The organism is Thalassotalea sp. PP2-459 (assembly GCF_001913705.1).
Lineage (GTDB): Bacteria > Pseudomonadota > Gammaproteobacteria > Enterobacterales > Alteromonadaceae > Thalassotalea_C > Thalassotalea_C hakodatensis.
This window is the reverse complement of sequence record NZ_MKQD01000037.1, coordinates 89739-112821: the sequence shown is the minus strand read 5'-3', so window position 1 is coordinate 112821 and position 23083 is coordinate 89739. Positions and strand designations below refer to the sequence as shown.

At 37.9% G+C, this 23083-nt stretch carries 18 protein-coding genes and 1 pseudogene; 7 read left to right on the top strand and 12 right to left on the bottom strand.

What is annotated here, in order from left to right; translation table 11 throughout:
• Positions 1-242: 242 nt before the first annotated feature.
• Positions 243-989, top strand: a complete 747-nt coding sequence (locus BI291_RS08525) for a hypothetical protein (RefSeq protein ID WP_074498326.1) — start codon at positions 243-245, stop codon at positions 987-989.
• A gap of 418 nt (positions 990-1407) precedes the next feature.
• On the opposite strand, the gene BI291_RS08520 is transcribed toward BI291_RS08525, so the two are convergent.
• Together BI291_RS08520 and BI291_RS08515 are read right to left on the bottom strand one after the other, a co-directional pair.
• On the bottom strand, positions 1408-2697 hold the full coding sequence (locus BI291_RS08520) for a GGDEF domain-containing protein (RefSeq protein ID WP_074498325.1): 1290 nt from the start codon (positions 2695-2697) through the stop codon (positions 1408-1410).
• Positions 2698-2823: 126 nt separating this feature from the next.
• Positions 2824-4371, bottom strand: a complete 1548-nt coding sequence (locus tag BI291_RS08515; protein WP_074498324.1) for a S41 family peptidase — start codon at positions 4369-4371, stop codon at positions 2824-2826.
• Between the two features lie 201 nt (positions 4372-4572).
• Here BI291_RS08515 and BI291_RS08510 point away from each other — a divergent pair, with 201 nt between their 5' ends.
• A complete protein-coding gene (locus tag BI291_RS08510; RefSeq protein ID WP_074498323.1) occupies positions 4573-5508 on the top strand; it encodes a C1 family peptidase in 936 nt (311 codons plus the stop codon).
• Positions 5509-5524: 16 nt separating this feature from the next.
• Here BI291_RS08510 and BI291_RS08505 read toward each other — a convergent pair whose 3' ends face one another.
• The 4 genes from BI291_RS08505 to BI291_RS08490 are packed head-to-tail and all read right to left on the bottom strand — an operon-like array spanning position 5525 to position 8735.
• Complete coding sequence (locus BI291_RS08505; protein ID WP_074498322.1) at positions 5525-6781, bottom strand: ATP-binding protein; 1257 nt, start codon at positions 6779-6781, stop codon at positions 5525-5527.
• A 43-nt stretch (positions 6782-6824) separates the two neighbouring features.
• Positions 6825-7517 (bottom strand): response regulator, encoded by a 693-nt coding sequence (locus BI291_RS08500; protein WP_074498321.1) that lies wholly within the window; start codon positions 7515-7517, stop codon positions 6825-6827.
• Positions 7517-7903 (bottom strand): DUF3019 domain-containing protein, encoded by a 387-nt coding sequence (locus BI291_RS08495; protein ID WP_074498320.1) that lies wholly within the window; start codon positions 7901-7903, stop codon positions 7517-7519. Before BI291_RS08495 ends, BI291_RS08500 begins: the two co-directional genes overlap by 1 nt.
• Positions 7893-8735: a MipA/OmpV family protein gene (locus BI291_RS08490; RefSeq protein ID WP_074498319.1), complete on the bottom strand. Its 843-nt coding sequence runs from the start codon at positions 8733-8735 to the stop codon at positions 7893-7895. The genes BI291_RS08495 and BI291_RS08490 overlap by 11 nt, the downstream gene beginning before the upstream one ends.
• A gap of 156 nt (positions 8736-8891) precedes the next feature.
• On the opposite strand from BI291_RS08490, the gene BI291_RS08485 reads away from it, so the two are divergent.
• Both BI291_RS08485 and BI291_RS08480 read left to right on the top strand, forming a co-directional pair.
• A complete protein-coding gene (locus BI291_RS08485; RefSeq protein ID WP_083601973.1) occupies positions 8892-10937 on the top strand; it encodes a beta-propeller domain-containing protein in 2046 nt (681 codons plus the stop codon).
• Positions 10938-10980: 43 nt separating this feature from the next.
• A complete protein-coding gene (locus tag BI291_RS08480) occupies positions 10981-11541 on the top strand; it encodes a hypothetical protein (RefSeq protein WP_074498317.1) in 561 nt (186 codons plus the stop codon).
• A gap of 49 nt (positions 11542-11590) precedes the next feature.
• Here BI291_RS08480 and BI291_RS08475 read toward each other — a convergent pair whose 3' ends face one another.
• Positions 11591-12652: a YCF48-related protein gene (locus BI291_RS08475; protein ID WP_074498343.1), complete on the bottom strand. Its 1062-nt coding sequence runs from the start codon at positions 12650-12652 to the stop codon at positions 11591-11593.
• Between the two features lie 176 nt (positions 12653-12828).
• Here BI291_RS08475 and BI291_RS08470 point away from each other — a divergent pair, with 176 nt between their 5' ends.
• Positions 12829-13677, top strand: a complete 849-nt coding sequence (locus BI291_RS08470; protein WP_074498316.1) for an HDOD domain-containing protein — start codon at positions 12829-12831, stop codon at positions 13675-13677.
• 26 nt (positions 13678-13703) lie between these two features.
• Here the strand turns inward: BI291_RS08470 and BI291_RS08465 are convergent, their stop codons facing one another.
• From BI291_RS08465 to BI291_RS08455, 3 genes are all read right to left on the bottom strand, one after another.
• The gene (locus BI291_RS08465; protein WP_074498315.1) at positions 13704-17612 is read right to left on the bottom strand and encodes a response regulator; all 3909 of its coding nucleotides are present in this window, start codon (positions 17610-17612) and stop codon (positions 13704-13706) included.
• A gap of 18 nt (positions 17613-17630) precedes the next feature.
• Entirely contained in the window at positions 17631-18782 is a 1152-nt protein-coding gene (locus tag BI291_RS08460; RefSeq protein ID WP_074498314.1) for a PQQ-dependent sugar dehydrogenase, read from the bottom strand.
• Between the two features lie 449 nt (positions 18783-19231).
• A complete protein-coding gene (locus tag BI291_RS08455; RefSeq protein WP_074498313.1) occupies positions 19232-19612 on the bottom strand; it encodes a YacL family protein in 381 nt (126 codons plus the stop codon).
• A 306-nt stretch (positions 19613-19918) separates the two neighbouring features.
• Between BI291_RS08455 and BI291_RS08450 the strand changes: the two genes are divergently transcribed.
• Both BI291_RS08450 and BI291_RS08445 read left to right on the top strand, forming a co-directional pair.
• Positions 19919-20668, top strand: a complete 750-nt coding sequence (locus tag BI291_RS08450; protein WP_074498312.1) for a hypothetical protein — start codon at positions 19919-19921, stop codon at positions 20666-20668.
• Between the two features lie 328 nt (positions 20669-20996).
• Entirely contained in the window at positions 20997-21797 is an 801-nt protein-coding gene (locus BI291_RS08445; RefSeq protein WP_074498311.1) for a CsgG/HfaB family protein, read from the top strand.
• Positions 21798-21869: 72 nt separating this feature from the next.
• On the opposite strand, the gene BI291_RS08440 is transcribed toward BI291_RS08445, so the two are convergent.
• Both BI291_RS08440 and BI291_RS08435 read right to left on the bottom strand, forming a co-directional pair.
• Positions 21870-22472, bottom strand: a complete 603-nt coding sequence (locus BI291_RS08440; protein WP_074498310.1) for a LysE family translocator — start codon at positions 22470-22472, stop codon at positions 21870-21872.
• A gap of 305 nt (positions 22473-22777) precedes the next feature.
• Positions 22778-22978: pseudogene (locus tag BI291_RS08435) on the bottom strand (VF530 family DNA-binding protein); the annotation flags it as partial.
• Between the last annotated feature and the right edge of the window lie 105 nt (positions 22979-23083).

Below are 23083 nucleotides of genomic sequence, written 5' to 3'. Positions count from 1 at the left end.
AATCTGGCTGTCGCATATGTGCCATTTCCAGTCGAACGCATCACGAGATTTGAATGCTAACTTTGCACAGTAAGCCGACATTGGTTTTTTAGAATCGTTTTGGTCTGAAATCAATGAGCGAATAACTGACGGTTACCGCCTTTAACCTACTCCAAGCTCCTACTAGTTATTTCATATTTATCGTTGAATTTACCTAAAGCTACGCTAATATAGTTTGTTCAACATTTACAAGGAGGGTACTTATGAAATCAAAAGTTAAATCGGTCTTGGTATTGCTCTTAGCGATATTTTCCTTACAGGTTTTAGCTAGTAATACGACTATCAAACGCTCGGAAGACATCGGGGTCGTAAGTGGAACCATTAGTAATAAAACCATTGCTTCCATACCGCTTTTTTACGAAACTTCTCTAACAAATATGGCGAGGGTATTTGGTTTTAATGCGCAGTATCCTTTGCAAATCACTCTTGGCGACAGTACCTATCAAAACTGCAAAGTGTTTCATAAGGACGAAAGTTATACCGCTGAAGAACACGTTGCTTTCACAAAACAACATGGGGGCTCTAGGGTTGAATTAAATGGCGTACAACGACACTATGGTGTGGCTGGTTCACTAGGTTGCACATTTACAAATTTTAAGGTGTTGGCAAGCGCAGATGAGGTAGCCAATAAGAAAGTGGAACAAAAACAAACACAGCAAATTGAACCTAACACTACAGTCGAGTACGCATTAGGGGATATGTCGGTGTCTGTGATCATATTAGGTCGAAATATGCTCCGCTTTCGGTTGCTAGATAAAGACGGCAACCCCGTCAAGAATCCAGACGATGAGTGCGAAGGTGTAGCTAAAATTGAAAAGTTATTAGATGGAAATCAAGTTCGCTCAATTCGTGCCGAGATTAAAAAAGTAGGCAACAAGGCAACACTGAAAAATGTAGTTCTTAAAGACGGAAAGTGCACGGTAGAAAATGTTTTACCACTTGCACAATAACGCAAATGGCTAGTCCATTTGCGGGCGATAGGCTATAAATGTAGAATACAGCAGGTCATGCTATAGAATATAAACGTGGGCTATCCGGATGTTACATAGCGCTACAAATTCGATTCTCCGTTGTTTTCTCTCACAATAAGTACGAAGTAGATCCCAATTTACATTGGGATCACTGGGCTTTAAGTGACTGCAAAACGTATTAAGGGATCGTTCAACAAAAGGATTTTAACGATCTGGTTTTGGCACATATCAGGGATTCAAATTAGGGATAATTCTAGTCCTCGAATGTCGGCTATTGCGCTGGAGACGTCATTCAGACGTCTGAGCCTCAATGACTGTATATCGCTCATAGCTGCCTGTCAGGTGAAATACAAACCTATTCTTTAAAAGTACAAGGTCAAATATGAGCAACTAAACACTAAACAACGAACTTATTTTTGCCATTATTTTTCGCTTGATACATTTTCTTGTCAGCCACTTTAATTAATGAGTCAACATCTTGCCCTTCATCCGGATAAAAGGCGATGCCGATACTTGCACTAATATTGGCGTGTTGGCTATGACCGTTATCGTCCAAAATCTCAAATTCACGTGATAACTCTGCAATGGTTTTTTCTGCTAAATCGTATGAGTTATCTTTTGTAGAAAGTTCTGGTAGACAAACAAGGAATTCATCGCCTCCGATACGACCCACGGTATCAGACTCTCTGAATATACTAGCAAGCCTGTTACCTACGAGAGTTAATAATTTATCTCCCGCTGCATGACCATAGCTATCATTAACATGTTTGAAGCCATCTAAATCAATAAACATAACCGCGACTATCGTTTTGTCTCGTTTTGCTTTTACCAAAGCAGTTTGCACGCGCTCACGTGACAACCATACCGTAGGTAACGTTGTTAATGGATCATAATGTGCTAATTTTTTCAGCCTTGCTTTAGTTTGTTTTAGTTCAGTAATCGTATCGTGAAGCTGCGTTACATCGTATTCAGTGACTAAGCAAACGTAATCTCCCGTTAAGGGGTGACGACTCGATCTTACATCAACATGATGGCGTTTAAGGCCTTGTTTAGTTTGCATTAAATGTTCATGCTGACAATCTTGCTGCTGCTGTGCCTGCTTTAACCTTTGTTCTCCTTGAGCCGTATCACAAAAGCGGACAACAAAATCATTAACAGATTGTGTCGACGTTGCCGTGTCATAACATGAGGTAAAAGCCGGGTTTTCAAAAAGCCGTTTTCCAGTTAAGTCATAACAACTGACCATCGCTGACGTATAGCGCACAGCTTCGGCAAATAACAAATTTTCAGGTTGAAAACTGCTGTCTAGTTGTTCACTAATAAACGCAATAATGCCTCGATGTTTTTCTTCGCCTAAGAGCACGGCAACATGACGCATTAACATCAGCTTGGGTTGACCATTGGGGTACGTCGTCCATGGGTCTTGTGTTTGCCCCTCAACGGCCGCTTTTACAAACGTTTGTTCGGTGCGTTTGCGGGCGCCTTCAGTATCATCTGACAAGTCTTTATTGATCAGTTGTTCAACACTTTCTAGCCCCCAAAATTCAAGCGCTCGTGTGTTCCCCCACCAAAAACCATGACAGTCTAGATCAAATATCCAAATAATATCTGGCGAGTAATTAAATCCTGTGACTTCTACTGTTGTTGAGATCACAGGTAAGTGATCAACGTTGATATTCTGATACAAGGAGGTTACCACTTCACAAACAACACTGCATTTATACTATTATATCGGCAAACTGCGGATAAACTAGATAACAGCATAAGATATTGGTCATTTTACTGTTATATCACTCGAAGCTTGTAAGTGTACTCACAAGCCCAACGCAAACTTAACGTTGATATCTTCAATGTTAGTATAGTTTTCCTTAGTAATTGGAATTGCGACATCCAAAACATTATCAGCCCCATCTAAGTTATTGCCATCTACATCAATAGTTTTAGATATTGGCATACGATAGCTCACTAAAAGTGTTTCCGCCTCAGCAGGTACGTCTTGGCTTTCACCAACGTGCGTATGACCAATATTGCCTTGCTTATCAACATAGATATACCCTTTAATTCTCGCGTAAGCACCATCCGTTGCAGGCAGTTGTCCGACAGTTTTCGCTTGAGCATATCGCCTTGTTCGCCACACAAAATCATCACATGAACTCACACATGTTTCATTTATGACTAAAGTTAAAGCACGATACTTTATCGGTAACTTCGCTGAAGGAATATTTTCTAGTGCGCACTCCTTAGAGCCTCGGCAAAAATCTGCGCGTGGCGGCAAGTATTTGTGTTGTTCACTCATATTGACTTTAATTTTTTGATACCAATTTTCGGCATATTCATTGTCATAAAATGAATCTTTTCGAATGTCTTTATCTTTTAAAAGCGCTAAACTTCTATATAAAACCACATTGTCCATGAATCCATTTGTAGTTAATGCAGCAATCCATGGTGTATTCTCAGAGCCACCACCATTATTTTGAAGGTCTATAATCAAAGGTTTAGCAGTTTGCTGGCTTAGTATATTTTTAATAGCCAAAATATCCGAACACATTCCTTCTGTGGTAACTTTTTGACAATAAATATCGTTTTGCTCAGTACCCCAACGACCAAAATATCTAATCTTCAATAAATAGTGATTATCAATTTCAAATAAACAACTTTGATCACCTTTAAAAACAAGATTTTTAGGTAAATTGGTATATAAGTTTTCGCATTGTTTTGGCTCACCTTTTTTTGCAATTTTCTTTAATTTTTGAGGTGTTAAAACTTGTTTTTTACTGCCACCTTTAAAGGTAACATCTAGTTTTTCAGCATTGTCTTTGAAGCGATAACCGCGCCCTATTGCAACAGAGAATAACTTCAAGCAACCAATATCATGCACGTCATTACAATATAAGTTAAAAAACTCATCGAAGAGATCAATCACCGAAGTACCATTTAATGAAAGAATCGTTTGCTTATTATCTAAGTCAAAAAAGGTAATGTTTGGCCAAGTATAACCAAGTTTATAACGTGGCCATTTAGCAATGGCTTTTACATGTTTTCTGATACCTTCTTCAACTTGAATATAAGAATGGCGATTGATAATGCCATCGTGAATATTATTAATCGCACTATACAAGCTACTCCAATCAGATGCCGACACCACATTTCGTGTAGCTATTTTTTTGAAGTTATCCCATTTAACTACGCGCGTACTATCGCGTAATTCAATTGTTACACCATCAACACTTTCTATACCATTCAATAAACTTTCAACAATGGCTTCCCGCTCATGCTTAGTTGGAAATTCAGCCGCATGAACGACAAACACTTGCGTAAACAATGCAAGTACGTATATCAAATTAAGGTTAAACGATTTCAATTACGATCCTTGTTTAGTGTAATATTTTGAATTACAAAGATTATAATACAACATAAGTACTACAAAACATCCACTATTCATTAAAGTGTTCTTTGTTTAGTCGAGATAAAAAAATGTATGATTAGCAAGTGTATGTTAACTCTAGCAAAACAAATATTGCTTTGATTCGGATCCACGCTCAATTCAACATAAGGAAATACCATGCAACATTTATACTGCCGAAGTGTCGTGCCAAATGATCAATGCACTGCATCTTCTCTATATCAACAAAACTGCGATTCAAGCCATTGGCAAGCATGTGAACAAGCACGCGTTGATCTGCGCGAGTTTATTATTTCACCGGTGATGGATCAGGGTTTACTGAATGCTTGTACGGGGTGTGCATTATCAGCCGCCATGGAGATCACGTTAAATAGGCAAAAAACTGAGTTTTTTGATGATTGCAGCCAAGTTTCTAAAGCCTCTGCGATGTACATTTACTACCATGAGCGCTTATTAGCTGGCAAAGAATTACAAAATATGCCGGTATTGATCAGTGACGGTTTCCAAGCATTGCAACTTTTCGGTGTATGTTGTGCTGATTTATGGCCCTACCCCAAAACACATGTTCCTGAGTCGTTATATCAATTAATAAAAACCGCATCTCTTGAAGAAATCACCGAAAATCTTGAGTTAGTACTGACAGAAAAGCAAGCGATCATTCGAAAATTGATGAGCGAAAAACCGTCTAAAAAGGCGATTGAACAAGCAAAAACATTTAGACAAGTTAAATATTGCCGCTTAAGTATTGAGCATGGTATAGATGAAATTAAACACGCACTGAGTAACCAAACACCGGTAATTTTTGGTTTTATTGAACCCCGTAGTTTCTTCGAAATTCCATCTTCAGGCATTATGCCAATGCCAAGTGAAGATGAATTACGTATTGGCGGCCATGCTGTTTGTGCCGTTGGCTTTGATGATGACAAACAAGCTTTGCTCATTCGTAACTCTTATGGGGGAAATTTTGGTTTATCTGGCTACCTCTATATGCCTTACGAATTTATGTTAGGTTCGTATCAGGTTGACGGTGAAAGCTTACCTAACGCATTCGACTTTTACTGCTTACTTGAAGAACGTGCTATTAGCTCTACCTAAACACCAGGACGTGTTGTTACTGTTGAGGTAGGCTGATAATAAACTTACATCCACCAAGCGAAGATTCGTTTACCTGACAATAACCACGATGTGAGCGACAAATACGTTCAACAATTGCTAAACCTAAACCAAAGCCGCCTAATGCTTTATTGCGGCTTTTATCAATACGATAAAAAGCATCAAATACTTTATCGCGTTCCTCGGAAGGGATACCACAACCATCGTCTTCAACGATTAATTGAATATTATCTTCATGCTGAGTGAGCGAAACTGTCACCTGTTGCTTAGCGTACCTTATCGCATTACTCAATAAGTTTTGTAGTGCGCGTTCAATGAGAACTTCATTACAAAAATATTTGCAATGCGTTGGTAGATAACACTGGATCTGTTTATCAGATAGGCGAATACCTTTATCAACCACTTGGTTTACAATCAACACAAGATCGTTCTGTTGTTTGCTATCGCTTGCGTCAATGTTTTCTAATCGCGCATAATTAAGCATTTCATCAATGAGCGTCGACATTTCTGTAACATCTTGCTTCATTTCAGTTCGATGCTGCTCGGGAACTTGTTCTAACATTTCGAGTGAAAACCTTAACCTTGCTAACGGCGTTCTAAGTTCATGCGACACAGCGTTAACCAACTGTCGCTGATCAGAAACTAACTGAGTAACGCGTTGCGCCATGGTATGAAATGTCTTTACAATATTACTAATTGGTGATGACTTACTCTTCAAACCTGTGATGGCGAAATTTCCCTTCGCTATTTGTGCGGTCATTGCATTTAATCGATTGAGATCTTGCCATAACGGTTTACTCCACAAGTAAATAATCAGCGCGAGCAGCAAATAAGACAAGCAAAGTAAAACGATTTTTAACGTATTGTGCTCAGGCTCCATCGCGCTAACCTTAATCGGCCCAAACATATACACTTGTTGAGAGCGCTGCTCTTTGACATAAACAATGAGTTGATCAAAGGCATCATAGGTTACAACTGGCCTATGTGCGTTTAACTGTTTAAGTTGCTGTGGTAACCATGCCACTTCTTGCAAAGAAAGCATACTCACAGGCATGTTTAACAAGGTAGACAATGACGATAAAGGCAAAGGCTGTAAGGCTTGTTGTTCTACAATAACGCTTAACGATCTAACTAACGGTGGGTTTTCAACATTCCCCTGAGGATACCATTGCTGCCATAGTGATTCTGTTAACCAGTTAATGGTCACTAAACCTAGCACGATCACGAGAAATAAATGAATAAATAAGCGGTTCAATGCAGCCTCAATGCGCCATTACAGTGAAATGCTTCCCTTACCATTAACTGTGCCAAGCCGTTTTACTCAACATATAGCCTTTACCCCAAACAGTGATAATACGAAAGGGTTGTTCTACGTTATCATGTAATTTTTTACGAAGTCTAGACACTCTCACGTCTACACTGCGGTCTAAGCCATCGTATTCACGTCCGATCATTTTTTGATGAATATAATCACGACTTTGCGGTTCACCCGCGTTTTCAGCTAACAACCATAACAATTCAAATTCATGACTTGTTAAATCAATAAGCTGATTTGACAAAGTCACTCTTCGAGCCGTTTTATCTATAAACAACTCACCATAAGAGAGTGTTTCAACGGCGAGTTCAGGAGCACTCTTACGCCGCAAACGTGTATTAATTCGGGCAAGTAGTACACGTGGTTCAATGGGCTTTGTTAGGTAATCATCAGCACCAATTTCTAAGCCAAGTACGTGATCAATATCACTGTCTTTAGCTGTTAAAAATAATATCGGTTGTTGATAGAAAGGACGCACTGCACGACAAATTGAAAAACCATCTACTTTAGGTAACATCACATCAAGAATGGTTAAGTCAGGCTGGCTTTTTTTTATGTAATCAAGTGCGTGATCACCACGATGTAGCACCGTAACATCAAAACCATTTTGTTTTAAAAAGTCTTTGATTAATTTAGCTAAACGTTCATCGTCTTCAACCAACAATATGTTTGCCATTAAAATACACTCCATTGAGCTCGTAATTTACGTCTAAATTTTCTTGGTGCACTCGCATTCACGCGAATTTGTTTTTGCGCCAATATTGTTTCTTGATCTCGTAAACTAAACATCATGTTTTGCTGGAGATGAATATTTAACCGTGTTGCTATACTTGCCGTGTTTTGCCAGCAAGTTAATTGCTCGGCATCTTGATATAAACAGTAATTACCAGCGTTTGGGGTTTGCCAATTCACATTTACTGTCATGGTGCACGGTTCACCCATTTTATTAACAATACATATGGTAGGAGAGATATTTAATACCACTTCTTGTGCATTTACAAGTGGCTGACTGAGTATTCCAGCGATAAGTAACCATCGCTTAACACCGAGTTTAAAACGCATATTCCATCCCTAGAAATACGGTATCTATTTGTGATGTGTTAATCAGTGGACTGTTAGCTGTATTGGCATCAAGCAGCTTTCGTTTCCAATAAAACGATAAGCGCCACTGGGTTGAAATTGCTTTCGTAAATTTCACATGAAAAACAGGGTTAATACTGGTTTTGCCTTGAAAAGTCACTTGAGTAAACAGGCTATCTTGTTGCTCCACACCATAATAGTAATTCACTAGTTTACGGCTATTAACCTGTGCGCCTAAACCAAAAGAAAGTTGGCTATGTTCTATAAATGGTACAGTTACTCGGTGATTAACACTCAATTCTCCTGTGTAACCTTGGTAAACATTGGAAACATCCCACAGAAGTTTTGCCATGACATCTGTGTGTTGATCAATAAACCAATTAAGTTGCCCCCCCGCGTCAAGCGCCCAGTCGCGATCTTCAACTTGGTTTATATCAATGGCTTCTTTTGACGCGCCATGAAACGCATTATTCATGCTTACGACAAAAATATTTTTTGGATGCCAACGAGTAAAATAAGCTTTCTCTTGATTAAGCTGTGTAATCGCACTAAAAACCCAACGTTCATTTTCTACTAACGAATAACCTAGCAACCCATTATCAAAAAAAAGCTTTTCACTGTAATAACTTACAGATGGAACAAGCACTAAAGGAATGTTATCTCCGCCATTTAGCGGATTCGTATGAACACCACCACCAACAGCAATTGAAAACTGCCATTGCGATACGGGTGCGCACGAATCACTCTCAGGGTGGCAACCAGCAATTGCAGTATAAGTAATAAAACAACATAGCAGTGCTAAATACTTCAACAAGTTTACTCCGAAAATTTTTGCCTCAATTTATCACAGAAGCCAACAAATACTAGCGGCGATTACACCTGATTACATTTAATAGCAATTGGCAACAGCAGTTCACCTTAACTTCATTCATAGTAATTCAATAATGCATAGTATTCGATAAGGAACAACATGATGACATTGAAAGTTACTCTTTTTACACTGTGTCTCTGTGTTCTTGGCTGCAACTCAGACAAAGCAGACATTATCGTGACACAAAATATTCACGCAATCCCGCCGTTAAATGCATTGGAAAACTCAACAACGCCATTAAAAAAAGTAGATCGTCATACTTTTCAACGTCATTTACGAAACGGTATTTATTTAAGAAGTAAAGCGAGGAATAAATACCCTTTAGTACCAATATATAATGAAAAACACGCAGTAACCTCTTTACGTTATTCATCATCGGCAATAAAAAATACTACCTTCGCAGGCGATCGAATAAAACAAAATGATCAATATATATTTATCGCAACTAACCCACACTATAACGATCAATCAACTGATGAATCAGCACCAGGTATTAAAATTTTATCGACATATCAACAAGGCGATATCACGCCAATTATTTACGTTCCACTGATGTTAAAAGATGCCGTAATTAATGGTATATATATCACCGATAATCGATTAGCAGCTTTTAGCAATCAACAACACTATGCAGGTTACGCAAGTAAAAATACCCCTGAAAAAGCGTCATTTTTTCCTGTAGGACACAGATCCCACCTGTCTATCCTTGATATTTCGTCACCTGAACAAGCGATATTGCAACATACTTTTACCGTTGACGGACGCATTATTGATAGCAGAAAAATTGGTAATAAGCTGTACTTTCTAAGTAGTTTCTCCCCTTATATTCCTGGGCTGCCACTTGCAAACAACGACGCTGAACACCTTGCTAATTATCGAAAAATCTACTCAACCCCGATAGCAGATATTCTCCCCCAAATAACCAATGATCAAGGTATCAGCTCACCACTAGTAACATCTGATCAATGTTTTATTTCTGCAACAAGTAACGATGACGATGGTTTTGATGGAATAACAACATTGACTGTAATTGATATTAATAAACCAGAGTCAATCACATCACGGTGCATTAATAGTGATATTCAAGGTGTATATACTTCGAAAAAAGCCATGTACTTATACAACACAAAAAAACATATCAACAATGCAAAAACATCTGTCATTCATAAGTTTTCATTTAAAGAACAAGAACTTGGTTATCGTGGTTCTGTTGCACTACCCGGTGGTTTTGGCGAATTAAACGAGAACTTACGGTTCAGTGAGTTCCAGTCGATGTTACGCGTTGTTACTACTGAAGGAAATGAAAATACAGGCTTTGAACATCAATTATTTATTTTACAGGAACCCATAAATAGCCAGCAAAAAGCCCTTAACATTATTGCGCGGTTACCCAATGATACTCAGCCCCAAAAGATAGGAGTAAGTCCTCTTGATCACAGTGTGCAGCAAAATATAAAAGCGGTTCGTTTTGATAATAATTTAGCCTACATTATGACGTCTTTAGCAAGCGATCCTATCTATCTTGTCAACTTATCAAATCCAAACGCACCGTATATTAGTGGAACTCTCAGCATACCTAGCGGTTTATCATATCTACACCCCATTTCAACTGAACTTTTACTAGGCATAGAACAAAATACTCCAGAAAGTCAAATTGAGAATACTCACACGAACGATCAAACGTCGATAGTGCAAGGGTCGAAAATTAGCCTTTTCGATGTCAGTAACATTAATTCACCTAGAGTCATCGCCTCTTTTACACAGCCAGCAGCTTTCACTCCTGTTGAATTCAATTATCTTGCACTCGCGCATCACGTAAGTGAACCTAACGAACGTCATCGCTTTGGCATTCCTATGGAAAGATGGCAAGTAAAAAGCGAGCAACAAAAAAATACCAATATAGAAACTTGGACTAAAGAAAACTTTCTAACGTTAATAGAAATAACGAATAAAAACACTGGTGCTCAATTACACCACATTGGGAATGTATCTGCGTTTAATAATTCTTTGAATGTCACCCCACACTTCCCTTCATCATTAGATGATAGAGCAATCTTTAATCTTGACGATGTTTACTATATACACGGTAACAACCTTTGGCGCAGTTTTTGGTATGCACCAGAAAACATTTTTGGTCCCTATTAAACATTTACCTCTTCATAACAAGAATCATCACAGTAGGAAATATATGAACAAAATAAACACTATTAACGAATTTTATCACCACCACCTATTACGAATTTTTGGTATGTTATTTGGAATACTAATGGCGATCACCATCGGTGCTTTTTTGCTTAATCAATATCAGCAGAGCAGTTTAAAAAAGTCGCACATTAAAAACAATGCGGCTGCTATACATATAAAGAGCATTAATACTTACAACGCTTTTTCAGGCAAAAAAGTAACCTTAGTTGCCGTGGTTGATGGTGGCAAAAGACAACCAATAGATTACTCTTGGCAACAACTCACTGGCCCTAAGGTTAATTTCACAACTCGCGACAATAAAATATCATTTCAAGCGCCTAAAATATCAAGCGATATTAATCTTACATTCTCGTTAATTGTAGATACAGCGCAACAGCAAGCACAGCGTACTACTGACATTGTAATTAAAGTCTCAGATCAAACAGTAAATAAAGAGTTTTTATTCATTACAACCATTTTGGCAAGTTTACTTGCCCTAGCTCTTGAGTTGTCAGCGAGGCAAAAACAGCGGAAGCAAACCAATATTGTAAGCAGAAAAAATTGAATGATGTCACATTAGTGCTGCGAGATATTTCGCAGCACAATTCATGGCACTATGGTTTAACGCGAATAACACCTACTTTGCCCTTCGCACCTGCGGCAATAAACATTTCACCTTCATTTGCCAGTGTATAAAAACCTTTATCGCCTTGCTCAGCATTTTCATTATCAAAGGCTTGCCATTTTTTGCCTTGATCAAAAGACAAATCACTGCCTGTTTTTCCTGTAGCGATACACAGTCGTTCAGAACAGCTCATTGCAGTTCTCAGGCCTCTTTGCCCTGCATTGACTAATTGCCACTGTTTTTCAAAACGTGCAATGTTGGCATAGGCTTTAGGGCGCTGTTGATAATCACCACCGAGAACAAACAATTGTTGATGATGATTTAACGCCAATCCGTAACCACCTGCTGTTTGTGTTGCTTGATACAGTGGAACAGATTGACGTTGCCATGATTCGCCCCAATCATGAGAAACATAGACAGATGCAGAAAAGCCACCAGTTGTGATCCAAGCTTTCCCTTGCTCGCCAACGAGTAAAGTATTACCAGAAGCAGCAAATGCTGCTTCATTGTTGAGAAGCAAAGGGAGTTTAGTTTTTGCGATGCGTCGCCACGTTTTTCCACCGTCTTGCGTTTTTTTGACAACGTAATAACCATCAACGGGATCACCTAATAATAAACCCACTTGATTATCCCAAAAACCAATGGAATCAAAAAAGCCTTGCTCATCTTCATTTTGGTATAGTAAGTGCCAACTATCTCCTCCATCATTAGTTTTCAATAGTTTAGAATCTTTCCCTGAGCCCACGCTCATAATAATGGCGGTTTGTTTATCAAATACTTCAATGTCTCTAAAGTCTAACAATTGCTCAGTATTAACTGACTTATCAAGCCAAGTATTTCCTTGATCTTCACTGATAAACACACTTTTGTTTGTACCAGTCACCCACATTTTCCCATCAACCATAGCGCTACCACGCAAAGAAGGTTCATTGGGTAATTGCTTTACCTGCCATGAAAGCTCATTTGCCACCGCTGAAAAGCTTAAGCTACACAACATAATCAGTGCGGTTAAAAAGTTAGTACGATTGAATTTTCTGTTAGATGTTTTCATTTTTATGGTTACTTTTATTGGCTGTTTAAAAGAGATACTTAAAATTTGCATTGTTTATTTTAACAATTTGAGCGATAGTAAAGTGTCGTTTTTTTAAACAAAGCGTTAATTTTCATTCCCATCATAATGTATGGGAAGCATAACGAAAACAAGAACAATAACAAAAGATCAATATTATGCTAGAAGTCGATGAAAAAGTATTAGCGGATATAAAACGTGGGTTTTCAGTACCGCCTCAACCTGAGTTGCTGCTACGTTTACAACGTGTTATTGCAGCAGATGAACCTGATATTAATCAAGTTGCATCCATTATTTCTCAAGATGTTGCTGTTTCCTCTACCGTGATCAAAACCATTAATTCACCTATTTATGGTTTAGCCCGCTCTATTTCTGATATCAATAAAGCAACCAAGTTTATTGGTTTAACTGGCATTTCAACGTTAGTGACTAATATTTTAATGCAACGGTGCTTTAGTCAAAATGATTCTAGTATAGCCTTAGAGGAGTTTTGGGATAATGCTCAAAATATTGCTAGTACCTCAGTTAATATTGGCAAAAAAATAAAATTAGCCGTTTCTACTGATAAGTTGTTTTCGTTAGGATTATTTCACGATTGTGGTATTCCTGTTATGGCAATGAAGTACCCAAATTACCCAGAAGTTTATCAACAGGCTTTTAATACACCCAGTAAAACCTTAACCGTCATCGAAGATGACATTTTTCGCGTTAACCATGCCACAATCGGTTATTATGTTGCTAAATCTTGGCGTTTACCAAAAGAAATTTGTCAGTTAATTTTATGCCATCATGACCGTCAATTTCTTTCAACGTCTCAAAGTCGTTCCCAACAAGTCTATTTTGCTATTTTAAAAATGGCAGAGAATCTTGTTTTTCAGCAAAAGCATTTCCGCGATGCACCTGATTGGGAAGCGATTAAAGAAGATGTTTTGTGCTGTTTAGATTTCGATCAAGAGGATTACCTCGACCTATTAGAAGAAAGCATTGAATTACAAGCGAGTGCTTAATAGTATTTACTCTAAATTAATACACTTTATTCAACGGTAGAAACGTATTGCGAGAGAACCGATTTCACCTTGTTTTGGTTTATCGGTTTGGTGATATACTCATCCATTCCTGCAGCTAAGCATTTTTCTCGGTCTCCTTTCATTGCGTTAGCTGTCATCGCAACGATAGGAATCGTTTGGTAGGTCATACCTGCCTCTCCTGCACGTATCGCCTCCGTAGCTTGATAACCGTCCATTTCCGGCATTTGGCAGTCCATCAAAATCAACTGAAAGTAGTCATTATCAAAACTTTTTAATGTCGCTAAAGCTTCCACGCCATGTTGTGCAACCTCACATTCAATACCCAATTTAGTTAATACGCCTTTGGCAACCGCTTGGTTGATACGGTTATCTTCGACTAATAATACGCGGGGATTACAAACCTCAGAATTTGGTTTATTCGAAACGTCAGTGTGTTCCTCATCATGAGAAGCCGTGTTAATCAGCTCATTATCAACATCTTTATTGTCAGCATTAACAATTGATAAAAGAGCATCTGTTGTCACTGGTTTTGTGATGTGTTGGTGTACATTCAAAGCCATAAAAGGACTAACAATACTTGGCATATTCACAGGTGTCATAATAATGATATTTACGGCATCAAAGCGACTATCCGCGTCTAACCGTTCAATAAGATGACGTCCATCAACTTGTGATAATTCAACATCGATTAATATTACATCAAATAGCGGCTTTTCAAATGCAACAAGTTGCTCGCACATCTTTATTGCTTGATTTCCATCTGCAGCATACTGCGTATTGATCTGCCAATGGTTTAATTGACGACAAAGCACCTCGCCTGCGGTACGATTTTTATCGACAACTAACACTGAATTTATCTTAGTACTCGCGGGTTTTACCGGTAATGTATCTGTCGCTTTGTTTAACAATAAGTGGCAAATAAACTCGCTTCCTTGATCATGCTCACTGACAACTCGAATATCTCCTTTCATTTGTAGACAAAGCTTTTTCACGATTGCTAAACCTAAGCCTGTACCGCCATACTGGCGAGTAGTTGATGCATCTAATTGTTCGAATACATTAAATAACTTTGTTTGGCGTTCTGTCGGTATGCCAATACCGGTATCTTTTACCGATATCGTTAATTTATAATCTGTATCCGTGGCTTCATTAAGGGCTACACTGACAACTACTTCACCTTGTTCGGTAAATTTAATCGCGTTTGCGACTAAATTTATCAAAATTTGACGAATACGATTAGGATCGCCCATCACTAAACATTGCTCGACCTCTGTTGCATCCAAGATTAATTCAAGCCCTTTCTGTTGTGCTTGCAGAGACATAGAACGAATAAAGCTGGTAAGCGTGTCAATTATATTGAAAGAAATATGTTCTAAATCTAGCTTTCCTGCATCAACTTTTGAAAAATCTAAAATATCATTAATTAACGTTAATAAAGAGTTAGCACTTTCTTGCGCGATTCTAACCCGCTGACTTTGATCGATATCAAGCTTGGTATCTTGTAATAGATCTAACATCCCTATCACGCCATTCATGGGTGTGCGAATTTCGTGACTCATACTGGCAAGAAACTCATTTTTGGCATTGGCTGCAGACTCCGCTTGAAGTTTAGCTTGCGTAAGTGCTATTTCATTTTCAACGCGTTCTGTAATGTCGTAATTCACCCCAATTAATGCTTTTGTATTACCGTTTATATCAACTAATGCGAGAGCAGCCGCTTGAATGTGTCTTACCTCACCTGATGGCCAAATGATTTTAAACTGAATTTCAAGTTTTTGATCGGCGATATTTGATTTGTTAAATGCTTCCTGAACACGTGCTTTATCGTCTGGGTGAATACTGTTTTCCCAAACCTCAATGCCGCCTGAAAATGTATTACGATCAATGGCATATAGTTTGCACATCCAATCATCCCACTTCAGTACATTATTCACGACATCATATTCCCAAACACCAATACCTGCAGAATCGGCTGCCAGTGTCATCCGCTGATTAAAACCTTTAATTTCTTCTGCCGCGCGCACACGCTCTGATACATCTTGGATAGAGCCAAACACTCTAACGCAAGTTCCGTTTGTGTGCTCAGCAGTACCACGGGCTACAACCCATATTTCTTGCCCTGTTGCCGTAACAATTTGACACTCAACATTAAACGAGCCACCTTTTTCAGTAACAGTTTGTAATGCTTCTTCAATACGGTCTCTACTATCCCCTTTTTTATAAAACTCAATGGCGGTATGCAAATTTGGCTGATAATTATCACTCACTTCATGGATCATTTTTGTCATTGCTGACCAATGTAAAGTTTCATTGATTACATCAACTTCCCATGCACCAATACGAGCTTGATGTGCCATTTGCTCCATCATTCTTTGTTGCTCTAGCATACGTTTTTGTTGCAATTGTCGTGTATATTCTGCACCTACCCAATTGCCGATAAGTTGGATCAGCTCTAGTTCTTGCTCACTAAATGGATGTTCTGCCGGTTCAGGGCTTGAAAAATTTAGTGTACCGAAACGTTTTTCTTCAACATATATTGGTACACCTATATAACTTTCTAAAGAAAAGTTTTCATAACAGGGATGTTCACGTATTTCACTTTCGCCAACATGATGAAAAGCTTTAGGTTCGTTAGCTAAGTAGGTATGCCAGCAGTATGTATCATCAAAACTAAACTGAGCACCAGATGCTAATTCTCCATTCGGTGATATACAGTGAAGAATAGTGTATTGATCTTCTTTTATTTCACTTAAAATGCCGAACGGTAAATTAAACAATTTACTTCCTAAAGTAAGCAACTCTGTAATTTTTTTATCAAAAGTAAGTGAAGTGTTTGAGGTGATACGATGTAGTTCACTAAGAGCTAATTCTGTTTTTTTCTGCTCTGCTATGTCATTTTGAATAACAATAAAGTTTTCAATCTTACCTTGCTCATCATGTTCGTTTTTCAACGCTACTATGGTGGTATCAAACCATAAAATTCGACCTTTTTTATCTATATTAATCGACTGTCCATGCCAATAGCCTTCTTTAAGACAGGTTGCAAAAATTGTTGAAAAAGCTTCCTTAGAGTAGTCTTCAGAGCAAATAGAAAAAACATTTAAACCTATCGATTCATGTTCTTGATAGCCGTAGAATTTCAAGAAATTTTGGTTTACATAAGTTAACAGACCTTGCTGATCAATTTTGTAAACAACAGCATGGCGGTTGATAGCAAATTGATACTCAGCACTCTCATTTTTAGCCTGTAATAGCTCAGTATAATTTTTTTTAAGTGCTTTCTGAGTAGGTCTAAATAAGACAATGTAAGCAATAATGAGCGCGCCAATACTAAGGAACCAGGTGACTGTTTTTAATTTAATGGTTAGCGCGACTCTTTCTTGTGCTTGTTGCTCAATTAAAGTGACAGTTTTGTTTAAGTCACTAAGTAAATTTTCTATCATTTGAGCTGGTAGATATGTTGCAATATAGGCGTTAATTTCATCTATATTTCGTAATGCTAATACCGCCGAAACATGTTTATTTAAGAGGGTGATTCGTTTATTAAGATCTAAAGGGGGATCAAAATAAAACCGAGTTAATTTTTCAGAAAACAAATCATCATTCGCTAAAATAGTATTTGTTAGGAACTGCTGGTTTTCATTGATTTTTAAGGTTGCGGCTTGCAGAAGTTGAGTGATGTTCGGTGCGTCTTGGTTCTTCTCTACGGACCTTGAATATTCATGAATGTGCAATGCTATTTTTTGTGACAACATACGTTGCATTCCAGCAACATTAATAATACGCGCATCATGCTGCTGTTGTTTAATAACATTACTTGTAAGTGCATATGATAACGTTGCTAACAATGCAAAAAAACATAACGCAATAATATTACGCTTTCTCACCTTTTGCGTTAACGTTAATTCACTCATGGTTAAATCCTTTTATACTTATTCCGTTTTTGATGCGACAATTTTATGAACACCTTCACCATCTAAGCCGATATAAATATTGCCATCATGACCTTGAAGCAGACTTCTAACTCGCCCTACACCTTTTAATAACTGGTATTGGCTAATACTTTGTTGTTCATTCATCTCAATAGCGACAATATACCCAAACTTCATCGAACCTAATAATAGCTTCCCTTTTAAACGAGGAAAAACATCTGTGGACACATGAATAAAGGCAGAAGGTGCTATTGACGGCTTCCAGTATAATTTCGGTTGAACCATTCCTTCCTTTTCGGTCAATTGTGTAAAAATAGTGCCATTGTAATTAACGCCATGACTAACAACAGGCCAACCATAATTACCACCTTTTTCGATTAAATTTAGTTCATCCCCCCCTCGAGGTCCATGTTCATGCGACCAGAGCTGTTGAGTATCATATCGGTAAACTAACCCTTGAGGGTTCCTATGACCATAACTATAAACGGCAGCCTTTGCCTTGCTATTGCTTACAAAAGGATTATCTTCAGGCACCTGCCCATCAAGATGTAAGCGGAGGATTTTTCCTGCATCACGAGTTAAATCTTGCGGATTTTCATCACGAGCGCCACGATCTCCAATTGAAAAATACACATAACCGTGAGCATCAAAGGCAATTCTACTACCATAATGTTGGCCACGAGTTGTGTTCTCTGTTGCTTTATAAAGCACCTCCACATCAACAAGTGCTTGCTTATTTGCTGACAATTTAGCACGAGCTAATGCGGTATGACTTCCTTCAGGCTTACCAGCCGGACTTGCATAAGTAAAATAAAGCCAAGGGTGTTTTTGATAATTTGGATGTAAAGCAATATCAAGTAAACCTCCTTGCCCATTTGCATCAATAGGAGGCAACCCAGATATGGTATGTTTTTTACCTGTTGAAGGAACAACAAGATATAAGGTTCCACTGCGTTCTGTTACTAACAGTTCGCCACTTGGCAATTGCACCATACCCCAAGGAACATTAATATCATTTGTGACAAGTTCCGTCGTAAATTTTTCAGCATAGGTTTGAGTATCAAGCGGGTGTGAATCTAAAGCATAGCTTTGCTGAGAAAGTAAGATAACAATCAATAAAAACTGACGCTTTAATATTGTTTTTAAAAACATTAAAAGATGACCTCCTGCATTGGCATAATTGCCTATATGCTGATTATAGTATTCACACCGTTTTAAACAGTACCCATTAAACGCTTCAACTTTATTTGAATACTTTAAAAAACATAGCAAAATCTGCGGATATTATCTCATGATTGCTAAAATCCACAGATTAATTAATCGTAAGACATGAGAATATAAGATGAACAGTATTACCACTATTGTCAAATAGTTACATTTATTTCTCTTTCAGGTTCAACACTATAATGTTGACAACGAAGGTTGAAATGATAAATAAAACAGAAAAGGCAAGGAATGTATCATCACGATTTACAGTTCAACATACGCTTAAATCGCAGTATATAGCTGAATACCACACTCACGTACAACACATTTTTTGTTAACTTATTGTTATTGTGATGACAATATCATTAAATAAAATGAGATAATTCAATTTGATTTTAGTTAGTTTTGATAAACTGCTCCCAAGACAATAATATATAGCGTAAATCATCAACGCCGCAACTCACTCCTTCTTGAAAGTCAAACTGTAACGCATCAACCGCTAGTTCATCTGGCATAATCACTTCACCATTAAGCATCACGTTCGTGTTTACCTCGGCATCTTGGCTGTTCAGCGTTAGTGTGTATTCACTCCCCATAAACATTAATTCTTGTTCTTTGCCTTGCTCAATACGTTTAATTGCACTTAATATATTTGATAATTTATCAACATCACTGCCAATTTCAGTTTCTAGCCAAGGCCCTAATAATTGGTGGTCTAAAGAAAAGTTGGCTGTCGCCTGTCCTGTAATAGGATCATGAATAAAATCGTATTCCATCGCTTTCTCACGCGGTGAATGAGTAATATAAGTATAGAGGAAAAACGTCTTTAACGCGCTACTATCATATGTAATTACTACATGAAAAGCTGGTTATTGACGTTTTCTTGACACAAAAATGCCATTTTAGTTTTCGATGAATATCAGCTAAAAATAAGCACGTTATTAACATCATCAGCCCTATATAATTTTTTAGATTATTATCACTGACTTAAAACACAGAAAACTAAAAAATTCATTATTATCTGGAACTAAGACTCAACAAGGGGGTCTATCGTTACAGTGTAATTAACGATAATGTAAATAGTGTTAAAAGGAATTTATCCAGCTTTATTATTCTCCATAGCTATTCACCTGATTTTATTATGGGTGGTTAGTCAAGCAAAGGTGAGTATTGATAAAACCATTGACCAAGTAAAACCAATAAAAAGTTATTTATATCGACGACCACAAGTAAAAGAAACGCCGTTAAAGCCTTCTGAGCAACCTGCTAAAAGTGCTCAAATAAAAAAAGATAATAAACGCGTAACCGAAACTACTAAAAAACGTGTTGCTGATGTATCTGTTACACCTAAAGCCGATATTCCAACCTCTACAACTGTTAAACAAGAAAAAAGTCAATCTTTGCCAGCGATAGCTAGTAACCCAGATAAGATGCTTGAAAAGAAAAAGGTTCTGGAGTCCCCTTTAAGCACAAAAACATTTAGTGCCATAAAAGCAATCAATGAAAAGCGTGATCAAGCAATGTTCGAAAACCTTACACGACTAAGGGACGGTCAAGCAAAAGGATCAATCTTTAATCCTAAGCCGGCACTGGTTCCTCACTCAACCGTAACGATTGATGAGTCTGAAAAACGTAAAATGGCTACTCAGCAGCTCGGCTCAGGTATTAACATAATTAAAGGTGAAAATGGCACTTGCTATGTAGATCGTGATTTATCATTCATTGGCATGGAAGGGTTAACATCACGAGAGAGTTTTGCTTGTGGTTTGTCTGAATTCGATAAAGCGTTTAAAGCGCACATGAAAAAACTCAAAAATAAAATAGGCAAATAAGCATTTCTAGCCAACATAACAGTAACAATACTCACTTATTTTCCACTGGTGTACGTAGGTAACGTTTAAAACCCCTCGAATTTTTATGTTTTTAGTCGCGATTCTTTGGCTAATTATACAAGCTGTGCCTTTATTCGTTTAGTTATAAACAGATAGCTTCTCGTCTAATGGCTTGAGTACATTTATCACCTGAAATTACTGATTATGTTAAAAAATAACTAGCGAAGGAATAACAATTAACGCTAATATAAGTACAGTTTTTTAAGGAGCCACCTAACGTGACCAAGGTGCTCTCTTGAGTTGTTGGAAGTAAATGAATGGAGTTTTTATGAAGAAAGCCTTAAACACAGTAGTATTTTCTCTAGCGTTGGGTATTGGTTTAGCTGGCTGTATGAGTACAGGTCCTTCTATGGGGGGGTCATCAGGGAATACTGTCTCAGGTGGTGCTGCTGGCGGCGAATCGTCAGGACAAAATAGTAGCTTAGAAAATTGTACACAAACACTGGGTACTTTGTCTGTTTTTGAAGATACGCACCAAGATTGGTGGGGGTATTATAAACGTCATTATCCTAATTTAGGCAGTACGCTCCCTGTATTACGCACCATGATCCAACAGTCAAATTGCTTTGTGTTAGTAGAGCGTGGTAAAGCAATGGCTGCGGTAAACAAAGAACGTGAGCTAATGAACTCTGGCGAATTACGCAGTAATAGTAACTTTGGTAAAGGCCAAATGGTAGCAGCTGATTATACCATGCAACCTTCTATTCAGTTTAGTGAAAAAGGTACAGGCGGCTTAGGTGGTCTAGTTGGCGGTATTGGCGGCTTACTTATTGGTGGAGCTAAAAGTAACGAAGCAGCCACTACATTATTATTAGTTGATAACCGCTCAGGTGTACAAGTATCGTCTTCTGTCGGTAATGCGAAAAACTGGGACTTTAAAGCATTTGGTCTAGGTTTCTTTGGCGCCCTAGTTGGTGCTGGTGGTTACAGTGATACACCAGAAGGTAAAGTCATTACCGCAGCATTCGCTGATTCATATAATCATATGGTTAAGGCATTGCGTAACTACAAAGCGCAACAAGTTGAAGGTGGTCTAGGGAAAGGTGGAAAACTTACCGTCGGTGGGTAAACCTTTCTATCAACGTCTTGCACTTTCTGTGATTAAACTACACAGAAAGTGCAAATACGCCACACTGAATAGCTAAATGACTATCGTTGATTCAATCATAGGCACAATAGACAACACTAAAATCAGTGCCATAAAGCGATTAAACCAAGTAATGAATGTAGGCTTTTTTAGCACCGTTTGTAATCCAGATCCCATACTTAGCCAAAATAATGAACAAGGTAAACCAAAAACTAAATATGCTGCTGCAATATAGAACACTTCCGTATTTTCGCTACTTGCGGATGAAGTGAAAGCAATAATAGCGCTAACCGCCATCACCCAAGCTTTTGGGTTAACCCACTGAAACGTAGCTGCTTGCATAAAGGTAAAAGGCCGCTTTTTCTCTTTAGCAGTAAACTCAACAGGTAGCATGGCAATTTTATAAGCTAAAAATAATAAGTATAAGATCCCGATGATTTTAATCATTAAGTATATATTTGGAAATTGCCTAAACAACGTAACCAAACCAAAGCCTACCGCTATGACCATAACTGGAAAGCCAATATTAATACCTAGCACATGAGCAAGGCTTTTACGAAAGCCATGATTTACACCAGAGGTTAATAACATCACATTATTCGGCCCTGGCGTTCCAGAAGATGACAGAATAAAAAGTACAAGCGCGAGTAATTCCATTACAGGTTCCAGCGATGGTTCATAATTTATGATGCATACAATAAACCAATACCTAGCAACCTAACATATACACTTATTTAAAAATAAAACCTATACAGTTGATGTTTAATAAGCAACTAAATGTTTTGTTATTGATTTTAATACTGACATTACATGGATGTGGCCTATTAGAAAACGCAGGAGATCGTTCTCCTGAATAACCATTATCTGTAATCAATGCCTTATCTCTAGCCTTTGAACTCTCGCTAAGTGATTAATTTCTAATGCGTATTGGTATTAGGCCAACTAAAACCATGAAAGACTTTTAAATACATCGCCTCAACTTTAGCTCTCGCCCACGGTGTTCTGCGAAGAAATTTCAAGCTAGATTTAATAGAAGGATCATGATTAAAGCATCGTATATCAACGTTTTCTCCCATCGCTTTCCAGCCAATTTTTGCTTCTAGTTCTCTTAAAATGGCTTCAAGTGTTTTGCCATGTAATGGGTTATTCGTTTGATGATTCATGAAATTCTCTTAAAAAGTTTCGTCACTTACCTGAGTAAGCATTATAACACTGTATATCAGACTACGAATACGCACAAAATTAAGTAACCTTACCTTGCTAAAAGC

Coding starts and splice junctions, on each gene's coding strand:
- BI291_RS08500 (WP_074498321.1), bottom strand. CDS start 7,517: ATGGCAAACATATTGTTGGTTGAAGACGATGAACGTTTAGCTAAATTA.
- BI291_RS08475 (WP_074498343.1), bottom strand. CDS start 12,652: ATGAAAACATCTAACAGAAAATTCAATCGTACTAACTTTTTAACCGCA.
- BI291_RS08480 (WP_074498317.1), top strand. CDS start 10,981: ATGAACAAAATAAACACTATTAACGAATTTTATCACCACCACCTATTA.
- BI291_RS08440 (WP_074498310.1), bottom strand. CDS start 22,472: ATGGAATTACTCGCGCTTGTACTTTTTATTCTGTCATCTTCTGGAACG.
- BI291_RS08495 (WP_074498320.1), bottom strand. CDS start 7,903: ATGCGTTTTAAACTCGGTGTTAAGCGATGGTTACTTATCGCTGGAATA.
- BI291_RS08460 (WP_074498314.1), bottom strand. CDS start 18,782: ATGTTTTTAAAAACAATATTAAAGCGTCAGTTTTTATTGATTGTTATC.
- BI291_RS08510 (WP_074498323.1), top strand. CDS start 4,573: ATGCAACATTTATACTGCCGAAGTGTCGTGCCAAATGATCAATGCACT.
- BI291_RS08470 (WP_074498316.1), top strand. CDS start 12,829: ATGCTAGAAGTCGATGAAAAAGTATTAGCGGATATAAAACGTGGGTTT.
- BI291_RS08465 (WP_074498315.1), bottom strand. CDS start 17,612: ATGAGTGAATTAACGTTAACGCAAAAGGTGAGAAAGCGTAATATTATT.
- BI291_RS08445 (WP_074498311.1), top strand. CDS start 20,997: ATGAAGAAAGCCTTAAACACAGTAGTATTTTCTCTAGCGTTGGGTATT.
- BI291_RS08525 (WP_074498326.1), top strand. CDS start 243: ATGAAATCAAAAGTTAAATCGGTCTTGGTATTGCTCTTAGCGATATTT.
- BI291_RS08485 (WP_083601973.1), top strand. CDS start 8,892: ATGATGACATTGAAAGTTACTCTTTTTACACTGTGTCTCTGTGTTCTT.
- BI291_RS08455 (WP_074498313.1), bottom strand. CDS start 19,612: ATGGAATACGATTTTATTCATGATCCTATTACAGGACAGGCGACAGCC.